This window comes from Pseudomonas sp. LBUM1648, from assembly GCF_059716145.1.
In genome coordinates this window covers 3537160-3558751 of sequence record NZ_CP166808.1, presented here as the reverse complement: position 1 = coordinate 3558751, position 21592 = coordinate 3537160, and the positions used below count along the sequence as shown (strand labels likewise).

The 21592-nt window shown below is 58.3% G+C and carries 26 protein-coding genes and 3 tRNA genes; 12 read left to right on the top strand and 17 right to left on the bottom strand.

Features of this window, described 5'->3' with window-relative positions; all coding sequences use genetic code 11:
- Positions 1 to 21 precede the first annotated feature (21 nt).
- On the bottom strand, positions 22 to 1098 hold the full coding sequence (locus tag ACA043_RS16200; RefSeq protein ID WP_497657400.1) for a 3-deoxy-7-phosphoheptulonate synthase: 1077 nt from the start codon (positions 1096 to 1098) through the stop codon (positions 22 to 24).
- Positions 1099 to 1716: 618 nt separating this feature from the next.
- On the opposite strand from ACA043_RS16200, the gene ACA043_RS16195 reads away from it, so the two are divergent.
- From ACA043_RS16195 to ACA043_RS16155, 9 genes are all read left to right on the top strand, one after another.
- Positions 1717 to 2478 (top strand): carbon-nitrogen hydrolase family protein, encoded by a 762-nt coding sequence (locus ACA043_RS16195; RefSeq protein WP_497657399.1) that lies wholly within the window; start codon positions 1717 to 1719, stop codon positions 2476 to 2478.
- Entirely contained in the window at positions 2475 to 2918 is a 444-nt protein-coding gene (locus tag ACA043_RS16190) for a GNAT family N-acetyltransferase (protein WP_497657398.1), read from the top strand. The genes ACA043_RS16195 and ACA043_RS16190 overlap by 4 nt, the downstream gene beginning before the upstream one ends.
- Positions 2919 to 3045: 127 nt before the next feature.
- Complete coding sequence (gene gacA, locus ACA043_RS16185) at positions 3046 to 3687, top strand: response regulator transcription factor GacA (protein ID WP_016984198.1); 642 nt, start codon at positions 3046 to 3048, stop codon at positions 3685 to 3687.
- A 2-nt stretch (positions 3688 to 3689) separates the two neighbouring features.
- A complete protein-coding gene (gene uvrC, locus ACA043_RS16180; RefSeq protein WP_401263868.1) occupies positions 3690 to 5513 on the top strand; it encodes an excinuclease ABC subunit UvrC in 1824 nt (607 codons plus the stop codon).
- A gap of 32 nt (positions 5514 to 5545) precedes the next feature.
- On the top strand, positions 5546 to 6106 hold the full coding sequence (gene pgsA / locus ACA043_RS16175; RefSeq protein WP_007950102.1) for a CDP-diacylglycerol--glycerol-3-phosphate 3-phosphatidyltransferase: 561 nt from the start codon (positions 5546 to 5548) through the stop codon (positions 6104 to 6106).
- A 60-nt stretch (positions 6107 to 6166) separates the two neighbouring features.
- Positions 6167 to 6242: transfer RNA gene (locus ACA043_RS16170), tRNA-Gly, on the top strand.
- 45 nt (positions 6243 to 6287) lie between these two features.
- Positions 6288 to 6361: transfer RNA gene (locus tag ACA043_RS16165), tRNA-Cys, on the top strand.
- 194 nt (positions 6362 to 6555) lie between these two features.
- A tRNA-Leu gene (locus tag ACA043_RS16160) sits at positions 6556 to 6642 on the top strand.
- Positions 6643 to 6850: 208 nt separating this feature from the next.
- Positions 6851 to 7699 (top strand): LysR family transcriptional regulator, encoded by an 849-nt coding sequence (locus ACA043_RS16155; protein WP_497659657.1) that lies wholly within the window; start codon positions 6851 to 6853, stop codon positions 7697 to 7699.
- Between the two features lie 78 nt (positions 7700 to 7777).
- On the opposite strand, the gene ACA043_RS16150 is transcribed toward ACA043_RS16155, so the two are convergent.
- The 9 genes from ACA043_RS16150 to ACA043_RS16110 form a co-directional block, all read right to left on the bottom strand.
- Entirely contained in the window at positions 7778 to 8062 is a 285-nt protein-coding gene (locus tag ACA043_RS16150; RefSeq protein WP_489879506.1) for a hypothetical protein, read from the bottom strand.
- 261 nt (positions 8063 to 8323) lie between these two features.
- Positions 8324 to 8554 carry a hypothetical protein gene (locus ACA043_RS16145; protein ID WP_123449131.1) on the bottom strand — a complete coding sequence of 77 codons (231 nt, stop codon included), beginning with the start codon at positions 8552 to 8554 and terminating at the stop codon, positions 8324 to 8326.
- A gap of 120 nt (positions 8555 to 8674) precedes the next feature.
- Positions 8675 to 8905 (bottom strand): hypothetical protein, encoded by a 231-nt coding sequence (locus ACA043_RS16140; protein ID WP_187679926.1) that lies wholly within the window; start codon positions 8903 to 8905, stop codon positions 8675 to 8677.
- Between the two features lie 71 nt (positions 8906 to 8976).
- Positions 8977 to 10614 (bottom strand): ATP-binding cassette domain-containing protein, encoded by a 1638-nt coding sequence (locus tag ACA043_RS16135; RefSeq protein WP_497657397.1) that lies wholly within the window; start codon positions 10612 to 10614, stop codon positions 8977 to 8979.
- Positions 10615 to 10760: 146 nt separating this feature from the next.
- On the bottom strand, positions 10761 to 11798 hold the full coding sequence (locus ACA043_RS16130; protein WP_489879508.1) for a DNA topoisomerase IB: 1038 nt from the start codon (positions 11796 to 11798) through the stop codon (positions 10761 to 10763).
- 72 nt (positions 11799 to 11870) lie between these two features.
- A complete protein-coding gene (gene modC / locus ACA043_RS16125; protein WP_497657396.1) occupies positions 11871 to 12950 on the bottom strand; it encodes a molybdenum ABC transporter ATP-binding protein in 1080 nt (359 codons plus the stop codon).
- A 3-nt stretch (positions 12951 to 12953) separates the two neighbouring features.
- Entirely contained in the window at positions 12954 to 13634 is a 681-nt protein-coding gene (gene modB, locus ACA043_RS16120; RefSeq protein ID WP_187679922.1) for a molybdate ABC transporter permease subunit, read from the bottom strand.
- Positions 13635 to 14402, bottom strand: a complete 768-nt coding sequence (gene modA, locus ACA043_RS16115) for a molybdate ABC transporter substrate-binding protein (RefSeq protein ID WP_497657395.1) — start codon at positions 14400 to 14402, stop codon at positions 13635 to 13637. It lies immediately after the preceding gene.
- 168 nt (positions 14403 to 14570) lie between these two features.
- Complete coding sequence (locus tag ACA043_RS16110; RefSeq protein ID WP_497657394.1) at positions 14571 to 15635, bottom strand: NAD(P)H-dependent flavin oxidoreductase; 1065 nt, start codon at positions 15633 to 15635, stop codon at positions 14571 to 14573.
- Positions 15636 to 15939: 304 nt separating this feature from the next.
- On the opposite strand from ACA043_RS16110, the gene acuI reads away from it, so the two are divergent.
- Positions 15940 to 16923 carry an acrylyl-CoA reductase (NADPH) gene (gene acuI, locus ACA043_RS16105; RefSeq protein ID WP_497657393.1) on the top strand — a complete coding sequence of 328 codons (984 nt, stop codon included), beginning with the start codon at positions 15940 to 15942 and terminating at the stop codon, positions 16921 to 16923.
- Between the two features lie 8 nt (positions 16924 to 16931).
- Here acuI and ada read toward each other — a convergent pair whose 3' ends face one another.
- The 5 genes from ada to ACA043_RS16080 all read right to left on the bottom strand — a co-directional run bounded on the left by ada (position 16932) and on the right by ACA043_RS16080 (position 20069).
- Positions 16932 to 17999, bottom strand: a complete 1068-nt coding sequence (gene ada, locus ACA043_RS16100) for a bifunctional DNA-binding transcriptional regulator/O6-methylguanine-DNA methyltransferase Ada (protein WP_187679918.1) — start codon at positions 17997 to 17999, stop codon at positions 16932 to 16934.
- Between the two features lie 87 nt (positions 18000 to 18086).
- Positions 18087 to 18752: a DNA oxidative demethylase AlkB gene (gene alkB, locus ACA043_RS16095; protein WP_489879513.1), complete on the bottom strand. Its 666-nt coding sequence runs from the start codon at positions 18750 to 18752 to the stop codon at positions 18087 to 18089.
- 5 nt (positions 18753 to 18757) lie between these two features.
- On the bottom strand, positions 18758 to 19468 hold the full coding sequence (locus tag ACA043_RS16090) for a 2OG-Fe(II) oxygenase (RefSeq protein WP_497657392.1): 711 nt from the start codon (positions 19466 to 19468) through the stop codon (positions 18758 to 18760).
- 93 nt (positions 19469 to 19561) lie between these two features.
- Entirely contained in the window at positions 19562 to 19738 is a 177-nt protein-coding gene (locus tag ACA043_RS16085) for a hypothetical protein (protein ID WP_497657391.1), read from the bottom strand.
- Positions 19739 to 19766: 28 nt separating this feature from the next.
- Positions 19767 to 20069 carry a DUF1883 domain-containing protein gene (locus ACA043_RS16080; protein ID WP_042559354.1) on the bottom strand — a complete coding sequence of 101 codons (303 nt, stop codon included), beginning with the start codon at positions 20067 to 20069 and terminating at the stop codon, positions 19767 to 19769.
- 210 nt (positions 20070 to 20279) lie between these two features.
- On the opposite strand from ACA043_RS16080, the gene ACA043_RS16075 reads away from it, so the two are divergent.
- Both ACA043_RS16075 and ACA043_RS16070 read left to right on the top strand, forming a co-directional pair.
- Positions 20280 to 20636: a hypothetical protein gene (locus ACA043_RS16075; RefSeq protein ID WP_187679914.1), complete on the top strand. Its 357-nt coding sequence runs from the start codon at positions 20280 to 20282 to the stop codon at positions 20634 to 20636.
- 71 nt (positions 20637 to 20707) lie between these two features.
- Positions 20708 to 20938, top strand: a complete 231-nt coding sequence (locus ACA043_RS16070; protein ID WP_489879516.1) for a hypothetical protein — start codon at positions 20708 to 20710, stop codon at positions 20936 to 20938.
- Positions 20939 to 20941: 3 nt separating this feature from the next.
- Here ACA043_RS16070 and ACA043_RS16065 read toward each other — a convergent pair whose 3' ends face one another.
- Both ACA043_RS16065 and ACA043_RS16060 read right to left on the bottom strand, forming a co-directional pair.
- Complete coding sequence (locus tag ACA043_RS16065) at positions 20942 to 21223, bottom strand: hypothetical protein (protein WP_187679952.1); 282 nt, start codon at positions 21221 to 21223, stop codon at positions 20942 to 20944.
- Positions 21224 to 21379: 156 nt separating this feature from the next.
- Entirely contained in the window at positions 21380 to 21571 is a 192-nt protein-coding gene (locus ACA043_RS16060) for a hypothetical protein (RefSeq protein WP_401263892.1), read from the bottom strand.
- Positions 21572 to 21592 lie beyond the last annotated feature (21 nt).

Genomic DNA, 21592 nt, shown 5'->3' with positions numbered 1-21592 from the left:
GCCGGAGGGCCTGTCTCGCAATCAGCGTCTGGCGTGTGCGCCAAGACGCTTAGCAGCATCGACCAGCAATCGCTCTGTTGCGCTGAAACCTAGGCAGCCATCAGTGATCGAAACGCCGTAGCGCAGCGATGCACTCAGCGGCTGACAACCTTCGAACAAATGAGACTCCAGCATCATGCCGATGAGTGAGCGATCACCGTGTAAGCGTTGTTCAAGCACTTCATTGAAAACGCCAGGTTGACGCAATGGGTCTTTGCCGCTGTTGGCGTGGCTGCAATCGACCATGATTCGGCTCGGGATCTTCAGTCGGTCCAGATCGGCGTGAATTCTGGCAATGCTTTCGCGATCATGGTTCGGTCCTTTATGTCCGCCGCGCAGCACCAGATGGGTGTCAGGGTTGCCAGGCGTCTGGATGATGGCTGGGTGTCCCTGGCTGTCGACCCCGAAATGGCGATGCGGGTGTGAGGCCGAGCGCATGGCATCGACAGCCACGGCCGCGCCGCCGTCGGTGCCATTTTTGAATCCTACCGGCATGTTCAAGCCGCTGGCCATCTCGCGATGGATTTGTGATTCGGTTGTGCGTGCGCCAATGGCAACCCAACTGAGCAAGTCGTCGAAGTAGCCAGCTGCCATGGGTTGCAACAATTCGGTCGCCACGGGCAAGCCGAGACGGATCATTTCCAGCATCAGCCCACGGGACAGGGTCAGGCCTGCGGCCATGTCATCACTACCGTCTAGGTGCGGGTCATAAGCCAGGCCTTTCCATCCGACTGTAGTGCGCGGTTTTTCGATGTAGGCACGCATCACCAGCAGCATTTCATCGCTGACTTCTTCTGCCAGGCGGGCGAGTTTTCCGGCGTATTCAAGAGCGGATTGAGGGTCGTGGATAGAGCAGGGGCCAACGATTACCAGCAGGCGCTGGTCCTCACCGTTGAGGATCGCGCGAACCGCTTGGCGGTGGGCGGCGACTTGTTGGCTCAAGGCATTGCTCAATGGCAATTGCTGTTTGAGTTGCAACGAGCTGGGCAGACGCAGGGTCAGTGCTTCGTTGGCAGAATCGAGGGTGGGCAGTGGCAGAGCAGAAACTGACGAGTTCATATTCGGTCTTCCTGGGCTGGCGGCGGGCTTTTCCCGCGCGCTCGGCCCTACTGGGGTGTTCGACAATTGGCCGTATTGGCTACGTGTGCATGTTTGCCACCTGTAGGTGACCGATCGGAGGCGGCAGGCTGTCCCGAGCGGAGGCTGCTAAATCGCCAGGCGCTAAAGCTGTCGTAACGGTAGTAAGTGGCGTAGTTCATTGCGTAAATCCTCAAGGTGTCTGATGTGTTGCTGAAAAATTTTGGGCCTGAAAAAACAAAACCCCCGGTCGGGAAGCCGACCGGGGGTTGAGAAATCTCTGGTAGGCGACCCGTTTTTATGGGCGCCGTTTGGGTATCAGGCGCGCCAGTGGCTAAACCAATACCCAAAATAAAAGCTGACCGGAGCGCAAACGTCATTCGCCCGGGCAGCCGCAACCGAGCGCAGTGCGCTGGCGGTACGAAGCTGTGAGAGGGCGTTGAACATGGTCTGTCTCCGATGAATGCGCCGAGCTTACTAGAGGCCGACACGCCTCAGCAATCAGAAAATGCTATAGCGCGGCTAGCCAAATGCCTATTGCTTGAGCGCTGCATGAGTTGTGACACACTCAGCGTTTTGCCTGATGACCAAGGTTGAATCATGTCGACATTGAACATTGCAGCCGCCCAGACTACTTCCATTGCCGGCGATCTTGCCGCAAACATTGCCAGCCATATGCGCTTCATCGAGGTCGCGGGGGAGCAGGGTGTGGAGTTGCTGGTGTTTCCTGAGCTGTCACTGACCGGGTACGAAGGCGAGGTGGCTGCGGCATTGGCCATCGATCCACAGGATGCTGTGCTTCAGCTACTACGGGATCTGGCGCACGCACTGGGTGTGACGGCTGTCGTCGGCATGCCGATTCGACTGAAACACAGTTCGGCGGTATTGATTGGCGCGCTGGTTCTGGGCGCCGACGGATCGCTTGGGGTGTACAGCAAACAACATCTGCACTCGGGCGAGGAGCGGGTCTTCGCCGCTGGGTTCGGCGGGTCACCCCTGAGCATCGGTAACGATAAGGTAGCGCTGGCGGTCTGCGCCGATTTCTCTCATGCCAGCCATGCGGCTGCGGCCGCTGATCTAGGCGCCGACCTTTACGCTGCGGGTGTGTTAATCAGTGAGCAGGGCTACGACGCAGACGCCGCGGTGCTGCAGGGTTATGCCCGACAACATGCGATGGCGGTGCTGATGGCCAACCATAGTGGCCTTACCGGCGGTTGGCAGTCGGCGGGGCGTAGCGCGATTTGGTCCGAGGACGGTTCACTGATTGCTGCGGCGCCGGGGTCGGGTGATCTTCTCGTGGTCGCCCGGCGTGACGCCGGTGCATGGCAGGGGCGAGTCATTTACGTGGAACAGGCTCAATGACATTCCAGGCACGCCCTGCGACAACAGAGGACCTGGCGTTTTCGCGCTACCTTACTTGTCAGAACATGCTGCGTTACTACATTCACCATGACCTGTTGTGGCAGGACGAGGCATTCGATGTTGCATGGCTGGGGCGCGAGAACTGGCTGATATTGCGTGATGATGTGCCGGCAGGTTTTTTCAGTCTCAGCCGAGATTCGCGCGCACTGTATATTCGTGAACTGCAGATTGCTGAAGCCTTTCAGCGGCAGGGTGCAGGTTCCTGGGCGATTGATCAGGTTATTGGCATGGCTCATCAGGAAAGGCGCCCGGCTTTGCGACTCACCGTGTTTGAAAATAACCCGGCGAAATATTTGTATGAAAGAAAAGGACTACGCGTGCAAGGCGAGGACGAGTGTTTCCTGCGGATGCAGCTGGATATCGGTACACCTGTGCTCTGAAACCCACGGCGGGCAAGCCCTCAATGATGAATTGAAACTTTTTAAATGATGCTTGCCGCTAGGTCTGTCCGGTACTTTTTGCTAAGGTGTCCGGCATCCCAATAAGACCATATCGCGAGGTGTCTGCTTGATTAGGGTGCTAGTGGTCGATGACCACGATCTCGTTCGTACAGGCATTACACGGATGCTGGCCGATATTGATGGCTTGCAGGTGGTGGGCCAGGCCGAATCCGGGGAAGAATCCCTGATCAAGGCCCGAGAGTTGAAACCCGATGTGGTGTTGATGGACGTCAAGATGCCCGGCATCGGCGGCCTGGAAGCCACGCGAAAACTGTTGCGCAGTCATCCGGACATCAAAGTGGTCGCGGTTACGGTGTGTGAGGAGGATCCTTTTCCTACTCGGTTGCTGCAGGCAGGTGCTGCTGGCTATTTGACCAAAGGCGCGGGTTTGCCGGAGATGGTTCAGGCCATTCGCCTGGTCTTTGCCGGTCAGCGCTATATCAGCCCGCAGATTGCTCAACAATTGGCGATCAAGTCCTTTCAGCCGTCCAACGATTCGCCCTTCGACGCTTTATCCGAGCGTGAAATCCAGATCGCTTTGATGATTGTCGGCTGTCAGAAGGTGCAAATCATTTCCGACAAGTTGTGCCTGTCGCCGAAAACCGTTAACACCTATCGCTACCGTATTTTCGAAAAGCTTTCGATCAGCAGCGACGTCGAGTTGACACTGTTGGCGGTTCGTCACGGCATGGTTGATGCCAGCCTCTGACCATGATTGAAACATTCGATTCCAGCGCCTTCCTGTCTACCGTCAGCGGGCGCCCCGGCGTCTATCGCATGTTCGACAGCGATGCGCGCCTGTTGTATGTCGGCAAGGCCAAAAACCTTAAGAAGCGCTTGGCGAGTTACTTTCGCAAGACCGGGCTGGCGCCGAAAACGGCTGCATTGGTTGGTCGCATTGCTCAGGTCGAAACGACCATCACCGCCAACGAAACGGAAGCGCTGCTGCTTGAACAGACACTGATCAAGGAATGGCGGCCGCCGTACAACATCCTGCTACGCGACGACAAATCCTATCCCTATGTTTTTCTGTCAGATGGACAGTTCCCGCGTTTAAGCATCCATCGCGGGGCAAAAAAGGCCAAGGGCAAATATTTCGGGCCTTATCCAAGTGCCGGCGCCATTCGCGAAAGCCTGAGTTTGCTGCAAAAGACGTTTTTCGTTCGTCAGTGTGAAGACAGCTACTACAAGAACCGCACTCGCCCATGTCTGCAATATCAGATCAAGCGATGCAAGGCACCTTGCGTCGGGCTGGTCGAGCCTGATGTTTATGCCGAAGACGTGCGCCACTCGGTGATGTTTCTTGAAGGGCGCAGTCATGCGCTGACCAATGAGCTGTCCACGGCAATGGAAGAGGCGGCGATCAACCTTGAGTTCGAGCGTGCCGCCGAGCTGCGTGATCAGATCGCGCTGCTACGCCGCGTGCAGGACCAGCAAAGCATGGAAGGGGGCACGGGTGATATTGACGTCATCGCTGCCTTCGTCAACCCGGGCGGTGCCTGCGTGCATCTGATCAGTGTCCGTGGCGGACGCGTGCTGGGCAGCAAGAATTTCTTCCCGCAAGTCGGGATTGAAGAAGACGTTTCTGAAGTCATGGCGGCGTTTCTTGGGCAGTATTTCATCAGCAGCCCGGAGCGCGACCTGCCGAGCGAACTGATTGTTAACGTCGTGCATGAGGACTTCCCGACACTGATCGAGGCGATTAGTGAGCTGCGCGGTCGAGAATTGGCCATCAGTCATCGGGTGCGCGGCACCCGCGCGCGCTGGCAGCAACTGGCCGTCACCAACGCAGAACAGGCGTTGGGCGCACGCCTTGCCAATCGGCAGCACACGGCAGCGCGTTTTGATGCACTGGCTGAGGTGTTGAACCTGGATGAGCCGCCACAGCGTCTGGAATGCTACGACATCAGTCACTCCAGCGGCGAGGCTACGGTCGCGTCCTGCGTGGTCTTTGGCCCGGAGGGCGCAATCAAGTCGGATTACCGTCGCTATAACATCGAAGGTGTCACGGCAGGTGACGACTATGCCGCCATGCACCAGGCGCTGACGCGACGATTCAGTAAGCTCAAGGACGGCGAGGGCAAGTTACCGGATATTCTGCTGGTCGACGGTGGCAAGGGGCAGCTATCGATGGCCCGTGACGTTCTCAATGAGCTTGCAGTCCCGGATCTGATCTTGCTCGGTGTGGCCAAAGGCGCAACCCGCAAGGCCGGCTTTGAAACTTTGTATCTGAATGATGCCGCGCACGAGTTCACCTTGCGCGGCGACTCACCCGCATTGCACTTGATCCAGCAGATCCGCGATGAGGCCCACCGATTCGCAATTACCGGACACCGCGCACGCCGCGGGAAAACCCGCCGCACGTCCACACTGGAAGGCGTTGCCGGCGTCGGGCCGACCCGACGTCGCGACTTGTTGAAACATTTTGGTGGATTGCAGGAGCTGTCTCGTGCAAGCATCGAAGAGATCGCCAAAGCCCCGGGGATCAGTAAAAAGCTCGCAGAGTCGATTTATGCAAACCTGCATAGCGAGTAGAATGCCCCTTCACCTCGTAGCCAGTTGTGCCGATGAATATCCCTAATCTGATTACCGTTCTACGCGTCCTGCTCATTCCGATCTTCATTTTGCTGTTCTATCTGCCTTACCAGTGGAGTTACATGGCCTCCGCCTCGGTGTTTGCCTTTGCGGCAGCCACCGACTGGCTGGATGGTTATCTGGCCCGCCGTCTGGAACAAAGCACTCCGTTCGGCGCTTTTCTTGATCCGGTCGCCGACAAACTCATGGTCGCGGTGGCGCTGGTACTGCTGGTGCAAGAACACGGCAATCTCTGGCTCACGCTGCCGGCTGCCGTGATCATCGGTCGTGAGATTGTCGTATCGGCATTGCGTGAATGGATGGCCGAACTCGGCGCCCGTGCTCATGTAGCTGTATCGAATCTAGGCAAATGGAAAACCGCTGCGCAGATGCTGGCGCTGGTCATTCTGCTGGCCAATCCGAAAGACTTCAGTTTCTGGGTGATCCTCGGTTATGCCTTGCTGATGGTGTCGGCAGGTCTGACTTTGTGGTCGATGGTTCAATACCTTCGCGCTGCCTGGCCACATCTGAAAACCGATGTTGAAAAGAAATAAAACTTTTTTGAATCAAAGGGTTGACGGGGCTTCTGAAATCTATAGAATGCGCCACACCAAGCGGGAATAGCTCAGTTGGTAGAGCACGACCTTGCCAAGGTCGGGGTCGCGAGTTCGAGTCTCGTTTCCCGCTCCAATTTGTACGTGTTTGTTGTTGTGCTACTGACAGCAGATGCTTTGAGGCCGAGTAGCAAAATGGTTATGCAGTGGATTGCAAATCCACCTACGCCGGTTCGATTCCGACCTCGGCCTCCACTATAAACAAGCTCCGTAGATCCATGATTTACGGAGCTTTTTTATTTCCGGTGCGCTGCAAGATTTTGTCTTGAATACGGCCATTGCGAACTTGCTTCACCGGGAAGTGATGTATATATTTCCCGCTCTGCTGCTTAGCGTGCATCCTGTCAGGATCGCGACTCGGCAGTTGAAATGAGCTACACCGCGCTACCGCCCGAATGGCGAAACTGGTAGACGCATGGGACTTAAAATCCCCCGCTCGTAAGGGCGTGCCGGTTCGATTCCGGCTTCGGGCACCATGAATATCAAGGGCTCGCATGAGATTTCTCATGCGAGCCCTTATTTTTTTGCCCGCCATAATATGGACTGTGCACCGCGATTCACTCGCAAATAGTCATATCCTTCGTCGAGCCATAGCCCACGTGATTTTTTGTAACGTCACCATTGGCTCCTGCCTTGTAGGCCCAAAGAAAGTCACTCTTGTGGCGTCGCCGGCGCAACCGGGTAATCCACGTAGCCACGGTGATCGCCACCAAAGAAAGTGCTTGGCTGACGCGCCAGGTGGCAGGCCTGGAAAACGAGCTCGGCGCCAGCCTGCTCAACCGCACGACTCGCAATACCAGCGTTACTGTCGCCGGGCAAACCTATTTCGAGAAAGCCGTGGCCATTCTCGATGCCATCGATGAGGCCGACGCGGTCGTCGCCGATCGTGGCAGCGAGGCGCAAGGACGATTGCGAATCAGCGTCCCCGTCGAGTTTGGCCGGCGCATCATTGCGCCGCATTTGAGTCGCCTGCTGGAGCGTCATCCGGGGCTGGAAATCAGCCTGTCGTTGAGCGACCAGGTCAGTGATCTTTTGAGTGAGCAGATCGATGTTTCCGTGCGCCTCGGCTCCTCGGTGGTCAGCGACGATATCGTCAGCAAGCGGGTAGGGGCGTTCCAGCGCTGGGTCGTGGCCAGCCCGGATTATCTGACTCGGCACCCGACGCCATGTCATCCCCGCGACCTGCTCGAACTCCAATGCCTGCGCTTTGATTATGCAGGCTCCCACCTGCACTGGACCTTTCAGGACGACGAAGAAACCATCCAGCTCAACGTTCACGGTCGTCTGCAAAGCAATAACGCCGATATTCTGCGCGAAGCAGCAATAGCGGGCGGCGGCTTGACATTGCTGGCCGATTGGCTGGTGCGCGACGACGTCGCGGCAGGGCGACTCACCCGATTGTTGGAACACTATGAGGTCAATCCCGGCAGTGCGAGCAGTTGCATCAATGCGCTGTATTTGCCCAATCACCGGGGGTCTAGCCGGATCAATGTGTTTATTGATTTTCTTGAGGAGATTCTCGCTGCGAGATAGATCCCTGGCGAAACTGTCTTCTGAGTAACAACTAACGCAAAAATGGGCCGACTTGCTCGGCCCATTTTTTATCCCGCTCTAAACAAATGCCTGCCCGGCAAATCCACGAGGCAAGCGTTGAAGCCCGGCCATCGCCGTGAGCCGCTCGATCCATTCTGCGCGCCAGTTTGTTGCGCCATGAGTGGTTTTTGCGTGCCGTGCGCTACGTCGGGCTGCATTGCGTTGATCTTTTCTCGCCTGTTTGTAGGCATCGGTATTACGGCAACTGCGGCACTTCACGCGATTGAGTTCCTTGCTCGCAGTGAGTTGCTTGCCTTTGTGGCCGCAGGCCAGATGCCCTTCGACGTTGAAATGGATAACCATGGACCGTCTCCTTCGTGACGTGTACAGGTTATGACAACTCGTAGATAGCGCCGTTCGGTGAGTGGAACTGCAGGCAAAAAAACACCCGCATGCGGGCGGGTGAGAGGGGGACTTTCTAAAGGAGTAATTTCACTGTAAGCGCTTAGATGTGATGGTTATGTGAAAAGAACCAAATCCCTGAGCGAAGAATATAAATGCCGCACAGGCGACGCCGCGGTGGCACAAGCGTCACCGCGTATGAAGCCTTATTGCCAACCTGTGCTATCTGAACCGAGGTAGCGGCCGATCGATTGGCTTGAGCGCTGTCAGCGTGTTGCGAATCAGCGGCGCGTCTTTCTCGATGTCGTTCAGGCGATCGCGGATGCGCAGGGCGGTCGGGTGTCCGCCTTGGTGATCGACCCAGTCGGCGATCTCTTTGCAAGCGGCCGCGAGGCGCGCCTGCCGGGCGTCGAGCAGGGTGAGGAGGGTGGTGATGGACTCTTTTTCGGACATGGAACACCTCCGTTCGTGAAACCGCTGAGCGGCAGCAAAAAGCCCGCTATTTGCGAGCCTTCTGCCGTTGGGGCGCCGCTCCATCAGCTGGTTTCAGTATAGACCCGCTTCTGCTCGGCATCAGCCGGAAGACTCGCGGGCCGGAATGGGCGAACTGACTGCATTGAGACGTGTGCATTCGCGCCGAGCGTCTGCTTCCGCGTCGTAGCCATCGCCGATGAAGCCGCCTGTTCGGGTATCGCAAATGCGGAACCAGCCAATGGCTTCGGCGGGATCATGCTGGCTGTCCTCGGCGCGTCGACCGTGAATAATGATCTTGTTGCAACGCTTCACGACGAAAATGTCTTCCATGGCGCCACCGCAGCTGATTCGTGTCACATCAACTATAGAAGCCCCCGGCGATCGTGCAAAAAATAGACAGGTCAACTCGTCGGTTGCAGGTGCCAACCTAGCGGATGCCAAATCAAATCGTGGGTCGGGTTTAAGGCGCGTAGAAACGTTTGATCGTGGGAAACGGCGACGATCGCCCCGGGAAATGTCTGCAATGCCCGCTCGAAAGCTTCCACGGATGCCAGATCAAGATGATTGGTCGGCTCATCAAGCAGCAACAATTGCGCCGGCGTCTGGCGCCACAATGCCAGGGCCAGCGCGGCTTTCAGGCGTTCACCGCCACTGAGTGAGGCACAGGGCAAGGTGACGCGCTGCGCATTAAGTTGCAGATGCGCCAGATAGCTGCGCAAGGTGCCTTCGTCCAATGGTGTTTGTTGTGCCTTCAGTTGCTCAAGGATGGATGTCCGCTCATCCAGCAGCGTCAATTGTTGATCGATGAACGCAAAAGGCACGTGGGTCAGGCATTCACCGCACACAGGTCTCAGCTCATTGGCGAGGATGTTCAGCAGAGTCGATTTGCCACACCCGTTGGGGCCGCTGACGGCAATGCGCATCGGCCCGTGGATGGCGAGGCTCACCCGCGTAGAAGGCGCACCAATCGGCAGCCATGGCAGGCACGCATCGACCAGTGTGCAGACCTGACGCTTGCTCGGCACGACGCTGCCCGGCAAGTTGATCAGCACCCCGTCGGCGGGCACGACGTTCGCATAAGCGTCGCGCACACGAGTATCCAGATCGCATTTACGAGCCTGATGCCCGTGGCGCACCTTGCCCATGATTTCTCGCGCAGCCGCTTTAGCGGCCACTCGTTCGAAGCTGGCCACGTTGGCAGTCTCAGCTTTATGCCGGCTGCCGGCAGCATGGCGCTGGATCGCATCGTGCTCGCGTTGCAGTCTCGAACGCTCGCGCTGGCGTTCGATCCGGGCTTGATCAAATTGAGCTTGCGCAGCGGCTTGATGGATTCGGCGTTGTTCGGCAAATTCCGAATAACAACCGCTGAAGACGCTGGCGCCCAAAGGCGTGAGTTCAACGATTTTGCGCATTTGCTCCAACAACTGCCGGTCATGGCTGACGACGATCAAGCCACCGCGCCATTCTTCGAGTTTTTTCGTCAGCCACTGCCGGCCCGCGCTGTCGAGATGATTGGTCGGTTCATCCAGCACCAGTAATTGTGCCGGGCTCTGCAGCGCGCCAATCAGGGCGATCCTGGCTTGCTGGCCGCCGCTGAGGTTGGCCGTCAGATCGTTCGCAGCGATGTCGGTCAGTCCGCACTCATCGAGTAACTGGCGCAAGCGTTCCGGCAAATCCCAGCGTTCGCCAATGATGTCGAAATCCCCGGCACTGGCGTGCCCCAGGTTGAGTCGCCCCAGGGCCGCCAGAAGGGAGGCCGCGCCCGTTGCGTCGGCCACGGTTTGCCCCGGTGGTGCGACGAAATTTTGTGAGACGGAATGCACAGTAAAAGAACTCACCACGCTGCCGGTTGTGGGCCGTAGCTGCCCGGCAATTAGCCGCGCGAGTACGCTTTTGCCGACACCGTTCCGTCCGACGATAGCGGTCGGCAGATGATCGAATTTCAGATTCAGGTCGTTGAAAATCGTCTCGCCATTGGCGAATTGAAAACCCAGTTGATTCAGCGAGACGAGTGCGGGCGTACGCGAGACGTGAGTCATCGGCACCTCCAGAAAAATGTCGTGAAAACTGACAAGCGCCGTTTGCGGCGTGTCGCGATTACATTTTCAGAGGGCTGAGTTGTTCACTTCTGCGGTCGTCCTGAGGAGGGGAAAGGTGGCTAGCCTAGAGGACGACGCGCAATCGATCAAGGTGTAGCCGTTATCTCGCTCATGCGTTCGAGAAACATCGCCAATGCCACTTCCTCGGCGCGCAGGCCTTTGCGCACGCGCGGGCGCGGTAATTCGGCGAGGGCACCGAGCATGAATTTTTCCACCACCGCCGGGTGGATGTAGCACTTGCGGCACACCGCTGGCGTGTTGCCCAACTGTTTGGCGACACCCTTCACCATTTCCACCACGTGCCGTTTGGCTTCCGTTTCGGACTCGTGTTTAAGCTCGCGTAAAACCGCTAGTGCCAGGGCACTGCCGGCCCAGGTGCGATAGTCCTTGGCAGTGAAATCGGCACCGGTAAGGGTTTGCAGGTACGTGTTGACGTCGGAGGAGCTGACGGTGTGCCGCTCGCCGTTTTCGTCCAGATACTGGAACAGGTTCTGGCCAGGAAGCTCCAGGCAGCGCTTGATGATCCGCGCCAGGCGTCGATCTTTCACGGTGATTTGGTGTTCGATGCCGCTCTTGCCCCGGAACTGGAACAGGATCGCACTGCCGTTAACCTCGACATGCCGACTGCGCAGGGTGGTCAGGCCGTAGGAGCGGTTGTCGCGCGCGTACTGCGTATTGCCGACCCTGATCAGCGTGGCGTCGAGCAGGGTGATCACCGTGGCCATGACTTTGTCGCGGCTGAATCCGGGGGCAGCCAACAAGGTTTCCAGCTGTTTGCGCAACTTCGGCAGCGCGAGACCGAACTCGCGCAGCCGCGAGTACTTGTCGGCGTCGCGCACTTCGCGCCAGCGCGCGTGATAGCGGTATTGCTTGCGGCCACGGGCATCGCGGCCGGTGGCTTGCAGATGGCCGCGTGGGTCGAGACAGATCCACACGTCGGTGTAAGCCGGCGGCACGGCGAGGGCGTTGATGCGTTTGATTTCGTCGGGATCGGTAATGCGCTGGCCCGACGGTTCGAAGTAGCTGAACTTGCCGCGCAGTTTTTTGCGGGTGATGCCGGGCTGTGTGTCATCGACGTAATGCAGGTCGGATGGCAGTGTATCGGTCAGCACGGTGTCGGGCATGGCGGCTTCCTTCGTTGGCGCGGCGGTCTGTAAAACGATTGACCGCGCACTGATGCCGTCGTGCCAACGGATTTAGGCGAGCACTGCGACTGCCTTGATTTGCGCCCAGAGTTGCTGACCCGGACGCACACCCAGTTGGTCGCGCGAGTACCGTGTGATGCGTGCCAGCAGCGGAGTGCCGCCAGCGTCGAGACGGATCAGCACATGGGCGGCGTTGTCTGCCGCTTGCTCGCTGATCACGGTCACCGGCAGGCGATTGAGGATGCTACTGAAAGCGTCGTTGTGCAGGGCCAGGCTGATGTCGCGCGCGTGTACCTTGCAGCGCAAGGCCTGGCCCACGGCCATCGGTGCATGAGTGACGCGGATGTTCATTTCGGTGGCCGGCAGTTGCAGGCTCAGCAACTGATATTCCGCATCGTAGGCGCTGACCTGACCTTCAATGATCACGCCGGCGTCATCGCCCATTGCCATCGGCAAGTCCAGACGGGCGAGGGTTTCGCCGATCGGGCCGCTGGCCAGGGCCTTGCCATCGTTGAGCAACACCAGATGGTCGGCCAGACGAGCGACTTCATCCTGCGCATGACTGACGTACAGCACCGGAATATCCAGTTCGTCATGCAGGCGTTGCAGATACGGCAGGATTTCGTTTTTGCGCTGGCTGTCGAGCGCGGCCAGTGGCTCGTCCATCAGCAGCAATTTCGGACTGGTCAGCAGCGCGCGGGCGATGCCGACACGCTGACGCTCGCCACCGGACAAATGCTGCGGATGCCGCTCGAGCAAATGACCGATCCCCAGCAGTTCGGTGGCGTGCGCCATGTCTACGCGACGCTGCGACTTGGCGATGCGCTTGAGGCCGAATTGCAGATTGGCCAGCACCGACAAATGCGGGAACAGGCTGGCTTCCTGAAATACATAACCCAGTGCGCGTTTGTGCGGCGGGACGAAAATCCCGTTTTCGCTGTCCTGCCAGACTTCTTCGTTGATCCGGATAAAACCGTGGTCGGCGCGCTCAAGCCCGGCAATACAACGCAGGCAGGTGGTTTTGCCCGAACCGGAATGGCCGAACAGTGCGGTGACGCCACGCCCCGGCAAGTGCAGATCGACATCCAGGCTAAAGCCTGAGTAAGCCAGTTGAAGACGTGCATCAATCATTGATCAGCTCCAGCCCGCGCGGGTTTTACGGCTGGAGTACAGCACCAGCAACACCAGAAACGAAAACACCAGCATCGCGCCCGCCAGCCAGTGAGCCTGGGCGTATTCCATCGCTTCGACGTGGTCATAGATTTGCACGGAGACCACGCGGGTCTTGTCGGGAATATTGCCGCCGATCATCAGCACGACGCCGAATTCACCGACGGTATGCGCGAAGCCCAGGATCGCCGCAGTGACAAAGCCGGGACGGGCCAGCGGCAGGATCACGCTGAAAAACGTGTCCCACGGGTTGGCGCGCAACGTCGCGGCCACTTCCAGCGGGCGGGTGCCGATCGCCGAGAACGCGTTTTGCAACGGTTGCACCACGAAAGGCATGGAATAGATCACCGAACCGATCACCAGTCCGGTGAAGCTGAACGTCAGGGTGCCGAGCCCCAGCCATTGGGTGAACTGGCCGAGAAAGCCGTGTGGCCCCATCATCAGCAACAGATAGAAGCCGATGACGGTCGGCGGCAGCACAAGGGGCAGGGCGACAATCGCCCCGATCGGGCCGCGCAGCCACGAGCGGGTGCGCGACAGCCACAGGGCAATCGGAGTGCCGACAATCAACAGGATCACGGTGGTCAGGGACGCCAGTTTCAGTGTCAGCCAGATCGCCGCGAAATCAGCACTCGTCAGCGACATTTAGAGCTGATAACCGTAAGACTTGATCACCGCAGCGGCTTTCGGGCCTTTGAGGTATTCAACCAGTGCCTTGGCTGCCGCGCTGTCCTTGCCTTTGTTGAGGATCACCGCGTCCTGTTTGATCGGGTCATGCATGCTGGCCGGGACGATCCACGCCGAACCGCTGCTGACTTTGCCGTTCTTGTAGATCTGCGACAGCGCCACAAAGCCCAGTTCGGCGTTGCCGGTGGAGACAAACTGATAGGCCTGAGTGATGTTCTGGCCTTCAACGATTTTGGCTTTGGTGGCTTCGGTCAGCTTGAGCTTTTCCAATACCTGTGTGGCGGCCAGGCCGTATGGCGCGGCTTTAGGGTTGGCGATGGACAGGTGCTGGTATGCGTTCTTCTTCAGCACTTCACCCTGGGCATCGACGTAACCGTCCTTCGCCGACCACAGCGCCAGAGTGCCGATGGCGTAGGTGAAGCGCGAGCCTTTAACCGTGTCGCCTTCTTTTTCGAGTTTTTCCGGGGTGGTGTCGTCGGCCGAGAGGAACACCTCGAACGGTGCGCCATTCTTGATCTGGGTATAGAACTGGCCGGTGGCGCCATAGGCTGCGACCAGTTTGTGCCCGGTGTCTTTTTCGAAGTCGGCTGCGATGGCCTGGATCGGAGCGGTGAAGTTGGCTGCAACCGCTACCTGTACTTCGTCAGCCTGAACTGCGCCAATGGCGAAGACCGCCAGCAAGGATGCAAGGCAGGCAGGGGCAAAACGTGAGGCAAGAATGGTCATGTAACAGCTCCGTTATTGGCGGTGCAGAGGGCAGTTCTTATTGGAATGGACTGCGCCGATGCAGAGGTGAAATCGCTATATAGCGAAATATATAGCGAAATGCCGCCAAACGGGAAGCTCTGCTGGAAATCAGGGTAAAGACCTTTGCTTCCTCACGCTGTTCACACGTCAACGACGAGTCAGCTTAGCCAACGCACCTTCGGCCAATTGCCGCGTCAGCTCGGCGCTACTGATGTCCTTGCCCAGTGTGAAGGCCTGACCGGCCCACAGGTTGGCGAACTGCGCGTCATCTTTCGCACGCAATGGCATCAATGCCCCACCGGCCAATGGAAATGCCGGTGCTTTCGGCGACATCGGCCCCAGTTCACGCATGACGCGGTTGAGAATGCCGCGAGCGGGACGTCCGGTGAAAAGGTTGGTGATCGCTGTTTCGCTTTCCTTGGCAGTGCGCAATGCCTTGTGATGCGAGGCGCTGACTTTCGCTTCGGGGGTGAACAGATACGCGGTGCCGACCTGTACTGCCGAAGCGCCCAGCATGAACGCCGCCGCAACACCGCGGGCATCGGCAATCGCCCCGGCGGCAATCACCGGCACTTTCACTGCATCGACTACCTGCGGCACCAGAGCAAACGTACCGACCTGGCTGCTCAAGTCATCACTGAGAAACATCCCGCGATGGCCTCCGGCCTCATAGCCCATGGCGATGATCGCGTCGCAACCGTTCTGCTCCAGCCAGACCGCTTCATCGACGGTGGTTGCAGAAGAGAGGATTTTTGCGCCGGTGGCCTTCACTCGATCAAGCAAGGATTTTTCCGGCAGGCCGAAGTGAAAACTCACCACCTCAGGCCGGAATTCCTCCAGCACTTCGCACGCCGCCGCATCGAACGGCGCCCGGTTGGACACGGGTGTTGGCGCATCGAAGTCGACGCCCAGTTCGCGATAGTACGGCTCCAGCAGATTCTTCCAGTCGCGCGCCCGCTGCTCATCGGCTGCGGGCGGCTGGTGACAGAAAAAATTCACGTTGAAAGGCTTGTCGGTGTGCTGACGAATTGTCTTCAGTTCTTCGCGCAACTGCTCGATGCTCAGCAATGCCGCCGGCATCGACCCGAGGCCGCCGGCGTTGCAAACGGCAATCACCATGGATGAGTTCGTGGCACCGGCCATCGGGCCCTGAATGACTGGCAGTTCAATGCCGAGCAAGTCGACGATGCGGGTATCTGGCCATGGGCTCATGGGAGCGGTTCTCCGAACGATAAAACGGGGCAGGGACGGTAGAGCCGGTTTTTTAACAGTAAAACCGGATAAAGGGCCACTCTGAAATACAGAACGTCACATTCAGATTTTCAGCGTTGACGGAATCTGCCTCCGCCAAATGAATGGTTCAGGAATTGCGAGCCGCTGTGAAAACCTCGGGTACGCTGATTGCCAAAGTTGTTGGCGGGGATTCGCCGATTGGCGGAAAGTCGAGTGTGGCAACCTGTTGCGATGTGCTATTTGAATGGCATGACTACCGCAAACCCTTCCATGAGAGGCCATCATGTTCAACGGTATTTTGATCAATAAAGACGACAACGGTTACCGCGCCAACCTGCAACAGATCAACGAAGAACAACTGCCCGAGGGAAATGTGACGGTCAACGTCGCCTACAGCACGTTGAATTTCAAGGACGGTCTGGCGATTACCGGCAGCAGCCCGGTGGTGCGCAAATTTCCGCTGGTGCCGGGGATTGATCTGGCGGGCACGGTCGAAGTCAGTTCCCATCCTGACTATAAAGTGGGCGACCAGGTGCTGCTCAATGGCTGGGGCGTCGGCGAAAGCCATTGGGGTGGCCTGGCGCAGAAGGCACGGCTCAATGGTGACTGGCTGATTCCACTGCCCAAGGCTTTTACGGCAGCACAGGCGATGGCCGTCGGTACCGCCGGATACACTGCAATGCTGTGCATTCTGGCGCTCGAACGTAATGGTGTGACCCCGGAGCAGGGCGAGGTACTCGTCACTGGCGCTAACGGCGGCGTCGGCAGTTTCGCTATCGCGCTACTGAGCAAGCTAGGCTATCGAGTAGTGGCGTCCACCGGCCGGGTGTCCGAGCATGAATACCTGAAGCAGTTGGGCGCCAGCGAAATCATCGACCGCGCGACCCTCTCCGAACCGGGCAAGCCGCTGGCCAAGGAACGCTGGGCAGCGGTAATCGACTCGGTCGGCAGCCATACGTTGGCCAATGCCTGCGCCAGTACGCGTGCAGAAGGTACCGTCGCCGCGTGCGGTCTGGCGCAGGGCATGGATTTTCCAGCGTCGGTAGCGCCGTTCATTTTGCGTGGTGTCACCTTGGCGGGTATCAACAGCGTGACCCAACCCAAGGCGCGTCGCCTTGAAGCGTGGGATCGTCTGGCCCGGGATCTGGACTTCACTTTGCTGCCATTGATCAGTCATGAAATCGCCTTGAGCGAAGTCATTGAAGCCGCGCCAAAACTACTGGCCGGACAACTTCGCGGACGGGTTGTGGTTGACGTCAATCGCTGATTAAGTCGCTAAGGCTGCGTCTCGCGCTCAAGCAATTGCCGTTTGCGCTCCACCCCCCAGCGGTAGCCCGAGAGATTGCCATCGCTGCGCACCACGCGGTGGCAAGGGATCGCCACTGCCAGGCGGTTGGCCCCGCACGCTTGAGCCACGGCGCGCATGGAGGTCGGCGCGCCGATGCGCTGGGCAATCTCGGTGTAACTGGCGGTGCTGCCGAGCGGAATTTCCCGAAGCGCCTGCCAGACGCGTTCCTGAAAAGCCGTGCCGCGCACATCCAGCGGCAAATCCAGGCCAATGGCCGGTGTCTCGATAAAACCCACCACTTTGGCGATCAACTGTTCAAATCCAGAGTCGGCGCCAATCAGGTTCGCCTTGCGGAACTGGTCCTGGAGGTCACACACCAGTTGGTGAGGATCGTCGCCTAGCAGGATCGCGCAAACGCCGCGTTCGCTCTGTGCCACCAGAATCGCCCCGAGTGAACATTGCCCAACGGCGAAACGTATGTCGTTGTTCCGCCCGGCGGCGCGGTAGTCGCCGGGCTTCATTCCCAACAACTGATCGGCGGCTTCATAAAAACGGCTGTTGGAATTGAAACCCGCGTCATACAGCGCATCGGTCACAGAACCTCCGTCCGCCAGACGTTCACGGACTTTGCGCGAGCGGTGCGCACTGGCGTAACCCTTGGGCGTCAGTCCTGTCGCGGCTTTGAATACACGGTGGAAATGAAAGGGGCTTAACCCGGCTTTCTCAGCGAGTTCGTTGAGTGCCGGCAAGGTTTCGGCGGACTCGATCTGGCGGCAGGCTGTCGCCACCGTGGCGGCATGCTGAGCGCTCACGTCACTCTGATCCTTGCTGGCTCGTTTGCTGGGGCGATAACCGGCGGCTTCAGCCTGTTGGGCAGTGTCGAAGAACTCGACATTCTGTGGTTTCGGCAACCGCGCAAGACTGCTCGGGCGGCAGTAAATGCCAGTGGTTTTCACGGCATAGACAAATTGCCCGTCTGCCCTTGGATCCCGCGCTACCACGGCGGCCCAACGTGGATCGTCTTCAGCGTTGACGCGGGTTGAAAGCGTTTTCATGGTGGATAATCCGTTGACCTGTTTGATTCAGGTTAACCAGCGTGGGTGGACGCAACACTCCGGGCCTTGCGGTCAAACTTTTGCTGCTTATCCAGCAACGCGAAAAGTCAGATTGATCCGTTGTTCACCCAGTCGTGGATGCCGACCCTGCTTGATCGGCAAAACCCCATGAAAGCGCAAACGATCGACGCCGCCCCAGATCACCATATCGCCATGCAGCAAAGGAATTCGCTGGCTCTTGTCGCTTCGAGCGAATCCGCCGAACAGAAACATCGCCGGCAACCCTAGCGACAGCGAAACGATCGGCGCCGCGTAGGCGTTTTCGTCTTTGTCCTGATGCAATGACATCTTCGCGCCGGGGACATATCGGTTGATCAGGCAGGAATCTGCCTTGAAGTCGGAAAACCCCGATTCCAGCGCCGCCGCATGCGCCAGCTCAGCAAACACTGCTGGCATCTGCGGCCAGGGCAATCCGCTGAGCGGATCGACACGCGAGTAACGATAGCCGCTGCGATCGGTTATCCAGCCCAGCTCCCCACAACTGCTGGTGCCCACCGACATGCTGAAGCCGCCCGGTGTGACCATGTGGCGCAGCGGGGCGGCGACAAGAATGGCATCCAGCGCCGGCAGCAATTGCTCGATAAGCGGCAGGGCAAACCCGCGAAGCACCCACGATTGTTCGCCGATCTGTTCGGCGCGTGATTGTTGTGCGGGTTCGTTGTCAGCGAACAAATCGAACGTGTGAGGCTGCATGGCGGTTATGTGGCGTCGTGAAAGATGATGCCTAGGGTATGCCTTTTTCCACTGTGCAGGCGACTGACACCATGACGCATGGTCACCCGATAGTCACCGCGCACGCCTTTGACCGGACGTTGGTTGACGGCAAAAATCACCGCGTCGCCTTTCTTCAAGTCCAGCACTTGCGGCCGGGACTGCATGCGCGGGCGTTGCTCGGTGAGCACAAACTCGCCGCCGGTAAAGTCGTGCCCGGGCTCTGACAAAAGAACTGCCACTTGCAGCGGATAAACCCGTTCGCCATACAGGTCTTGATGCAGGCAGTTGTAGTCCTGTGGGCCGTACTGCAATAACAGTAGAGTAGGGCGTAACTGCCCGGCGCTATGACAGCTCTGCAGAAATGCTGCGTGGGTCGGCGGGAAGCGAGTGGGCAGGCCCATCCGTTCGTGCCAGCGGTTGGCGATTGGCACCAGGCGCGGATAGAGCGCAGTGCGCAGACGTTCTACGGTCGTAGGAAGTGGATAGCGGAAGTACTTGTATTCGCCGCGACCGAAACCGTGGCGGGCCATGATGACCTGCGAACGAAAGGGTTCGGTCTGCGGATACAGGCCGCTCAAGCGATCACAGCTCTCGGCATGCAGCAGCGAACGGATGATCGCGCAGCCGTCCTGATCCAGTTGCTGTTCCAGGCTGGCCCAGTCGAGCGCATCCAGTCGGGAGGGTGACATCGACATGCTGACTCCTTGACTCAAGGTCGAGGCGGTCAGTCTAGGCAGGCCCCAGCGGCAGATCACTCCGCCGCTTGCGGTTGAATTCCTGCCGCAGTCTTACAGCGCTTTGCTGACGGCGATCTCGCTGATCACGTCTTCGCTCTGGTCGTGGATCGCGTCCAGCGCAGCTTTGGCTTCTTCGGCGGTGCCGTTTTCCAGCTGCGCGAACTCGAAGCGGCGTTCACCGTTGAGTTTGTACTTGATGACGTATTTGGTCGTTTGGGCCACGGTCATGAATACCTGTCTGTGTGGGCGGGGCGGCTCAGCTGAGTTTGGAGCTGGAGCGGCGGATGATCTTGATCGAATGCGTCAGCGTCGGTTTGCGTGTAACGCTGATTGCCCGGGTGGTGACGGTGTCGATGGTGATGTTCCAGAAACCGGTGCTCGGCGCGGTAATACGCGCCGGGAACGTGTCGAAAGCGCCGCCGTGGTAAGAGTGACGACCGCCATTTTTGAAGCTGCGGAAGTTGGCGTCGCTCATCAAACGGATGTTGCAGGTTTGCGAGCACTGGATGACGACGATGTCGTCTTCGTTGAGGTGCTCGCGCTGGTGAATGAATTTCATGGGCGCCTCCAGAAGGGCTTTTTCTACTAAATCAAAACGATAGCTTGTAATTGCGCGCAGTTTATCAGCCCGCACGGGTTATTATCGGGCCGTCGGGCGTTGCTTTGACAATTTTGAACAGATATTCGCGATTGGATGCGGGTTAAATGCAGAAGGCCCCGGAGAAAAACGGCATTTTTGCTGTCGGACGGTCTTTAACGGAGGTTTTGTATGAAGTGGGGTGTGGTGTGTCTGCCGTTGGTTTTGGCTGTGGGTGGTTGTGCGAGCGTTTCCGAAATCAATGAAACGCTGCCGACTGTGAGCGTGATCTCCGGAAAGAAACCCCAGGAGTACGCGCAGTGCCTGACCGAAAAACTGGCTGACAGCCGCGGCGCGCTGCAGGTGCAACCGCACAAGGATGGGGTTCGCGTTATTGTTCCGGGCAAACTGTCCTCAGGCCCGGCCGCCGTATTCGATATCGAAGATCGCTCCGGCGGCAGCAGCATCAAGCTGCATGAGCGCATGTCCAATGTGCCTGTTCGCCCGCACGATGTGCGTAACGCTGCCAATGCGTGTATTTCCGGCTGATAGACTGTGGGTCATCAGCATCGATGCCGTCACAGTCATGCTGTGACGGCATTTTCATTTATGGAGTCGCGATGAAGCGAGAGCAAGTGCGGGAGCGCCATGTAGAGGGCCTTATCTCTGCCACCCATGTAATCCAGAACCCGGCGAACTCGGGCGAGTGGATCGTATTTTTCAAGAAAAGCGCCGGCCGCAGCTACTTCCTGGTGGACGAGAACGACGAAGTCGAGTCATTCAGTCGACTCGACGATCTGATCGAAGTCGTACGCGGGCTCGGAATCAAATTCGCTGAAATTCACATGTAGCGTCTATTTGCAGACCACCACCACGCTGCGGTTCTTGTAGTTGCCGACATCGACGCCCAGTGTCTTGTCGCTTTCCTTAGGCGCTGGCGTACCGTCGGTGCCGATGATGCGATAGCCGGTGCCTGCGCAAGAGGCGTCTGCCTTCTCATAGCAGGTGGCCCAAGAGTTGGCTTCACCGGAGCAGTCGATGGTGAGGCCCTGTTCGCCGTTGTTCAGGGTGGTAGGCTCTGAAGTGGCACAGCCGCTCATTACCAGTACCGCAATCAGTGGCAAAAATACTTTCATGTTCATAGTTGTCGTCTTCAGCGAGGGGGGGACTAGACGCTCTGACAGCGCCGGTGTGAAAAGGTTATAGCGATTGGCCACTTGTTTGCGACTGTTGTTTGGCCAGACACAAAAAAGCCCTGCACGATGGCAGGGCTCTGCTTGCGCCGCTGGAGATCAATCCTGATCTTTATCTTTGCCGCGACGCTTCGCCGACGCTGGGGTATCGGTGAATACCGACGCTACATCAGTCGCCAGCTGTTCGCTGTCGAAAGGCCCGGCGACATGTTCGCCATTGGTAGTAGTCAGAGTCCACTTGCCGTCTTTCTTGTCGATCACATACCCGTTGATGATTTTTACCGCGGCCATCTATCTGTCTCGTTCGCTGGT

Bases quoted from the DNA above. Each gene is read 5' to 3' on its own strand.
- ACA043_RS16140 (WP_187679926.1), bottom strand. From the start codon at position 8,905: ATGGAAGACATTTTCGTCGTGAAGCGTTGCAACAAGATCATTATTCAC.
- ACA043_RS16130 (WP_489879508.1), bottom strand. From the start codon at position 11,798: ATGCCCGACACCGTGCTGACCGATACACTGCCATCCGACCTGCATTAC.
- modA (WP_497657395.1), bottom strand. From the start codon at position 14,402: ATGACCATTCTTGCCTCACGTTTTGCCCCTGCCTGCCTTGCATCCTTG.
- ACA043_RS16190 (WP_497657398.1), top strand. From the start codon at position 2,475: ATGACATTCCAGGCACGCCCTGCGACAACAGAGGACCTGGCGTTTTCG.
- ACA043_RS16085 (WP_497657391.1), bottom strand. From the start codon at position 19,738: ATGACCGTGGCCCAAACGACCAAATACGTCATCAAGTACAAACTCAAC.
- uvrC (WP_401263868.1), top strand. From the start codon at position 3,690: ATGATTGAAACATTCGATTCCAGCGCCTTCCTGTCTACCGTCAGCGGG.
- ACA043_RS16150 (WP_489879506.1), bottom strand. From the start codon at position 8,062: ATGGTTATCCATTTCAACGTCGAAGGGCATCTGGCCTGCGGCCACAAA.
- ACA043_RS16110 (WP_497657394.1), bottom strand. From the start codon at position 15,635: ATGAGCCCATGGCCAGATACCCGCATCGTCGACTTGCTCGGCATTGAA.
- ACA043_RS16090 (WP_497657392.1), bottom strand. From the start codon at position 19,468: ATGTCGATGTCACCCTCCCGACTGGATGCGCTCGACTGGGCCAGCCTG.
- ada (WP_187679918.1), bottom strand. From the start codon at position 17,999: ATGAAAACGCTTTCAACCCGCGTCAACGCTGAAGACGATCCACGTTGG.
- acuI (WP_497657393.1), top strand. From the start codon at position 15,940: ATGTTCAACGGTATTTTGATCAATAAAGACGACAACGGTTACCGCGCC.
- ACA043_RS16060 (WP_401263892.1), bottom strand. From the start codon at position 21,571: ATGGCCGCGGTAAAAATCATCAACGGGTATGTGATCGACAAGAAAGAC.
- pgsA (WP_007950102.1), top strand. From the start codon at position 5,546: ATGAATATCCCTAATCTGATTACCGTTCTACGCGTCCTGCTCATTCCG.
- ACA043_RS16135 (WP_497657397.1), bottom strand. From the start codon at position 10,614: ATGACTCACGTCTCGCGTACGCCCGCACTCGTCTCGCTGAATCAACTG.
- modB (WP_187679922.1), bottom strand. From the start codon at position 13,634: ATGTCGCTGACGAGTGCTGATTTCGCGGCGATCTGGCTGACACTGAAA.
- ACA043_RS16070 (WP_489879516.1), top strand. From the start codon at position 20,708: ATGAAGCGAGAGCAAGTGCGGGAGCGCCATGTAGAGGGCCTTATCTCT.
- ACA043_RS16195 (WP_497657399.1), top strand. From the start codon at position 1,717: ATGTCGACATTGAACATTGCAGCCGCCCAGACTACTTCCATTGCCGGC.
- modC (WP_497657396.1), bottom strand. From the start codon at position 12,950: ATGATTGATGCACGTCTTCAACTGGCTTACTCAGGCTTTAGCCTGGAT.
- alkB (WP_489879513.1), bottom strand. From the start codon at position 18,752: ATGCAGCCTCACACGTTCGATTTGTTCGCTGACAACGAACCCGCACAA.
- ACA043_RS16200 (WP_497657400.1), bottom strand. From the start codon at position 1,098: ATGAACTCGTCAGTTTCTGCTCTGCCACTGCCCACCCTCGATTCTGCC.
- ACA043_RS16065 (WP_187679952.1), bottom strand. From the start codon at position 21,223: ATGAAAGTATTTTTGCCACTGATTGCGGTACTGGTAATGAGCGGCTGT.
- ACA043_RS16080 (WP_042559354.1), bottom strand. From the start codon at position 20,069: ATGAAATTCATTCACCAGCGCGAGCACCTCAACGAAGACGACATCGTC.
- ACA043_RS16075 (WP_187679914.1), top strand. From the start codon at position 20,280: ATGAAGTGGGGTGTGGTGTGTCTGCCGTTGGTTTTGGCTGTGGGTGGT.
- ACA043_RS16145 (WP_123449131.1), bottom strand. From the start codon at position 8,554: ATGTCCGAAAAAGAGTCCATCACCACCCTCCTCACCCTGCTCGACGCC.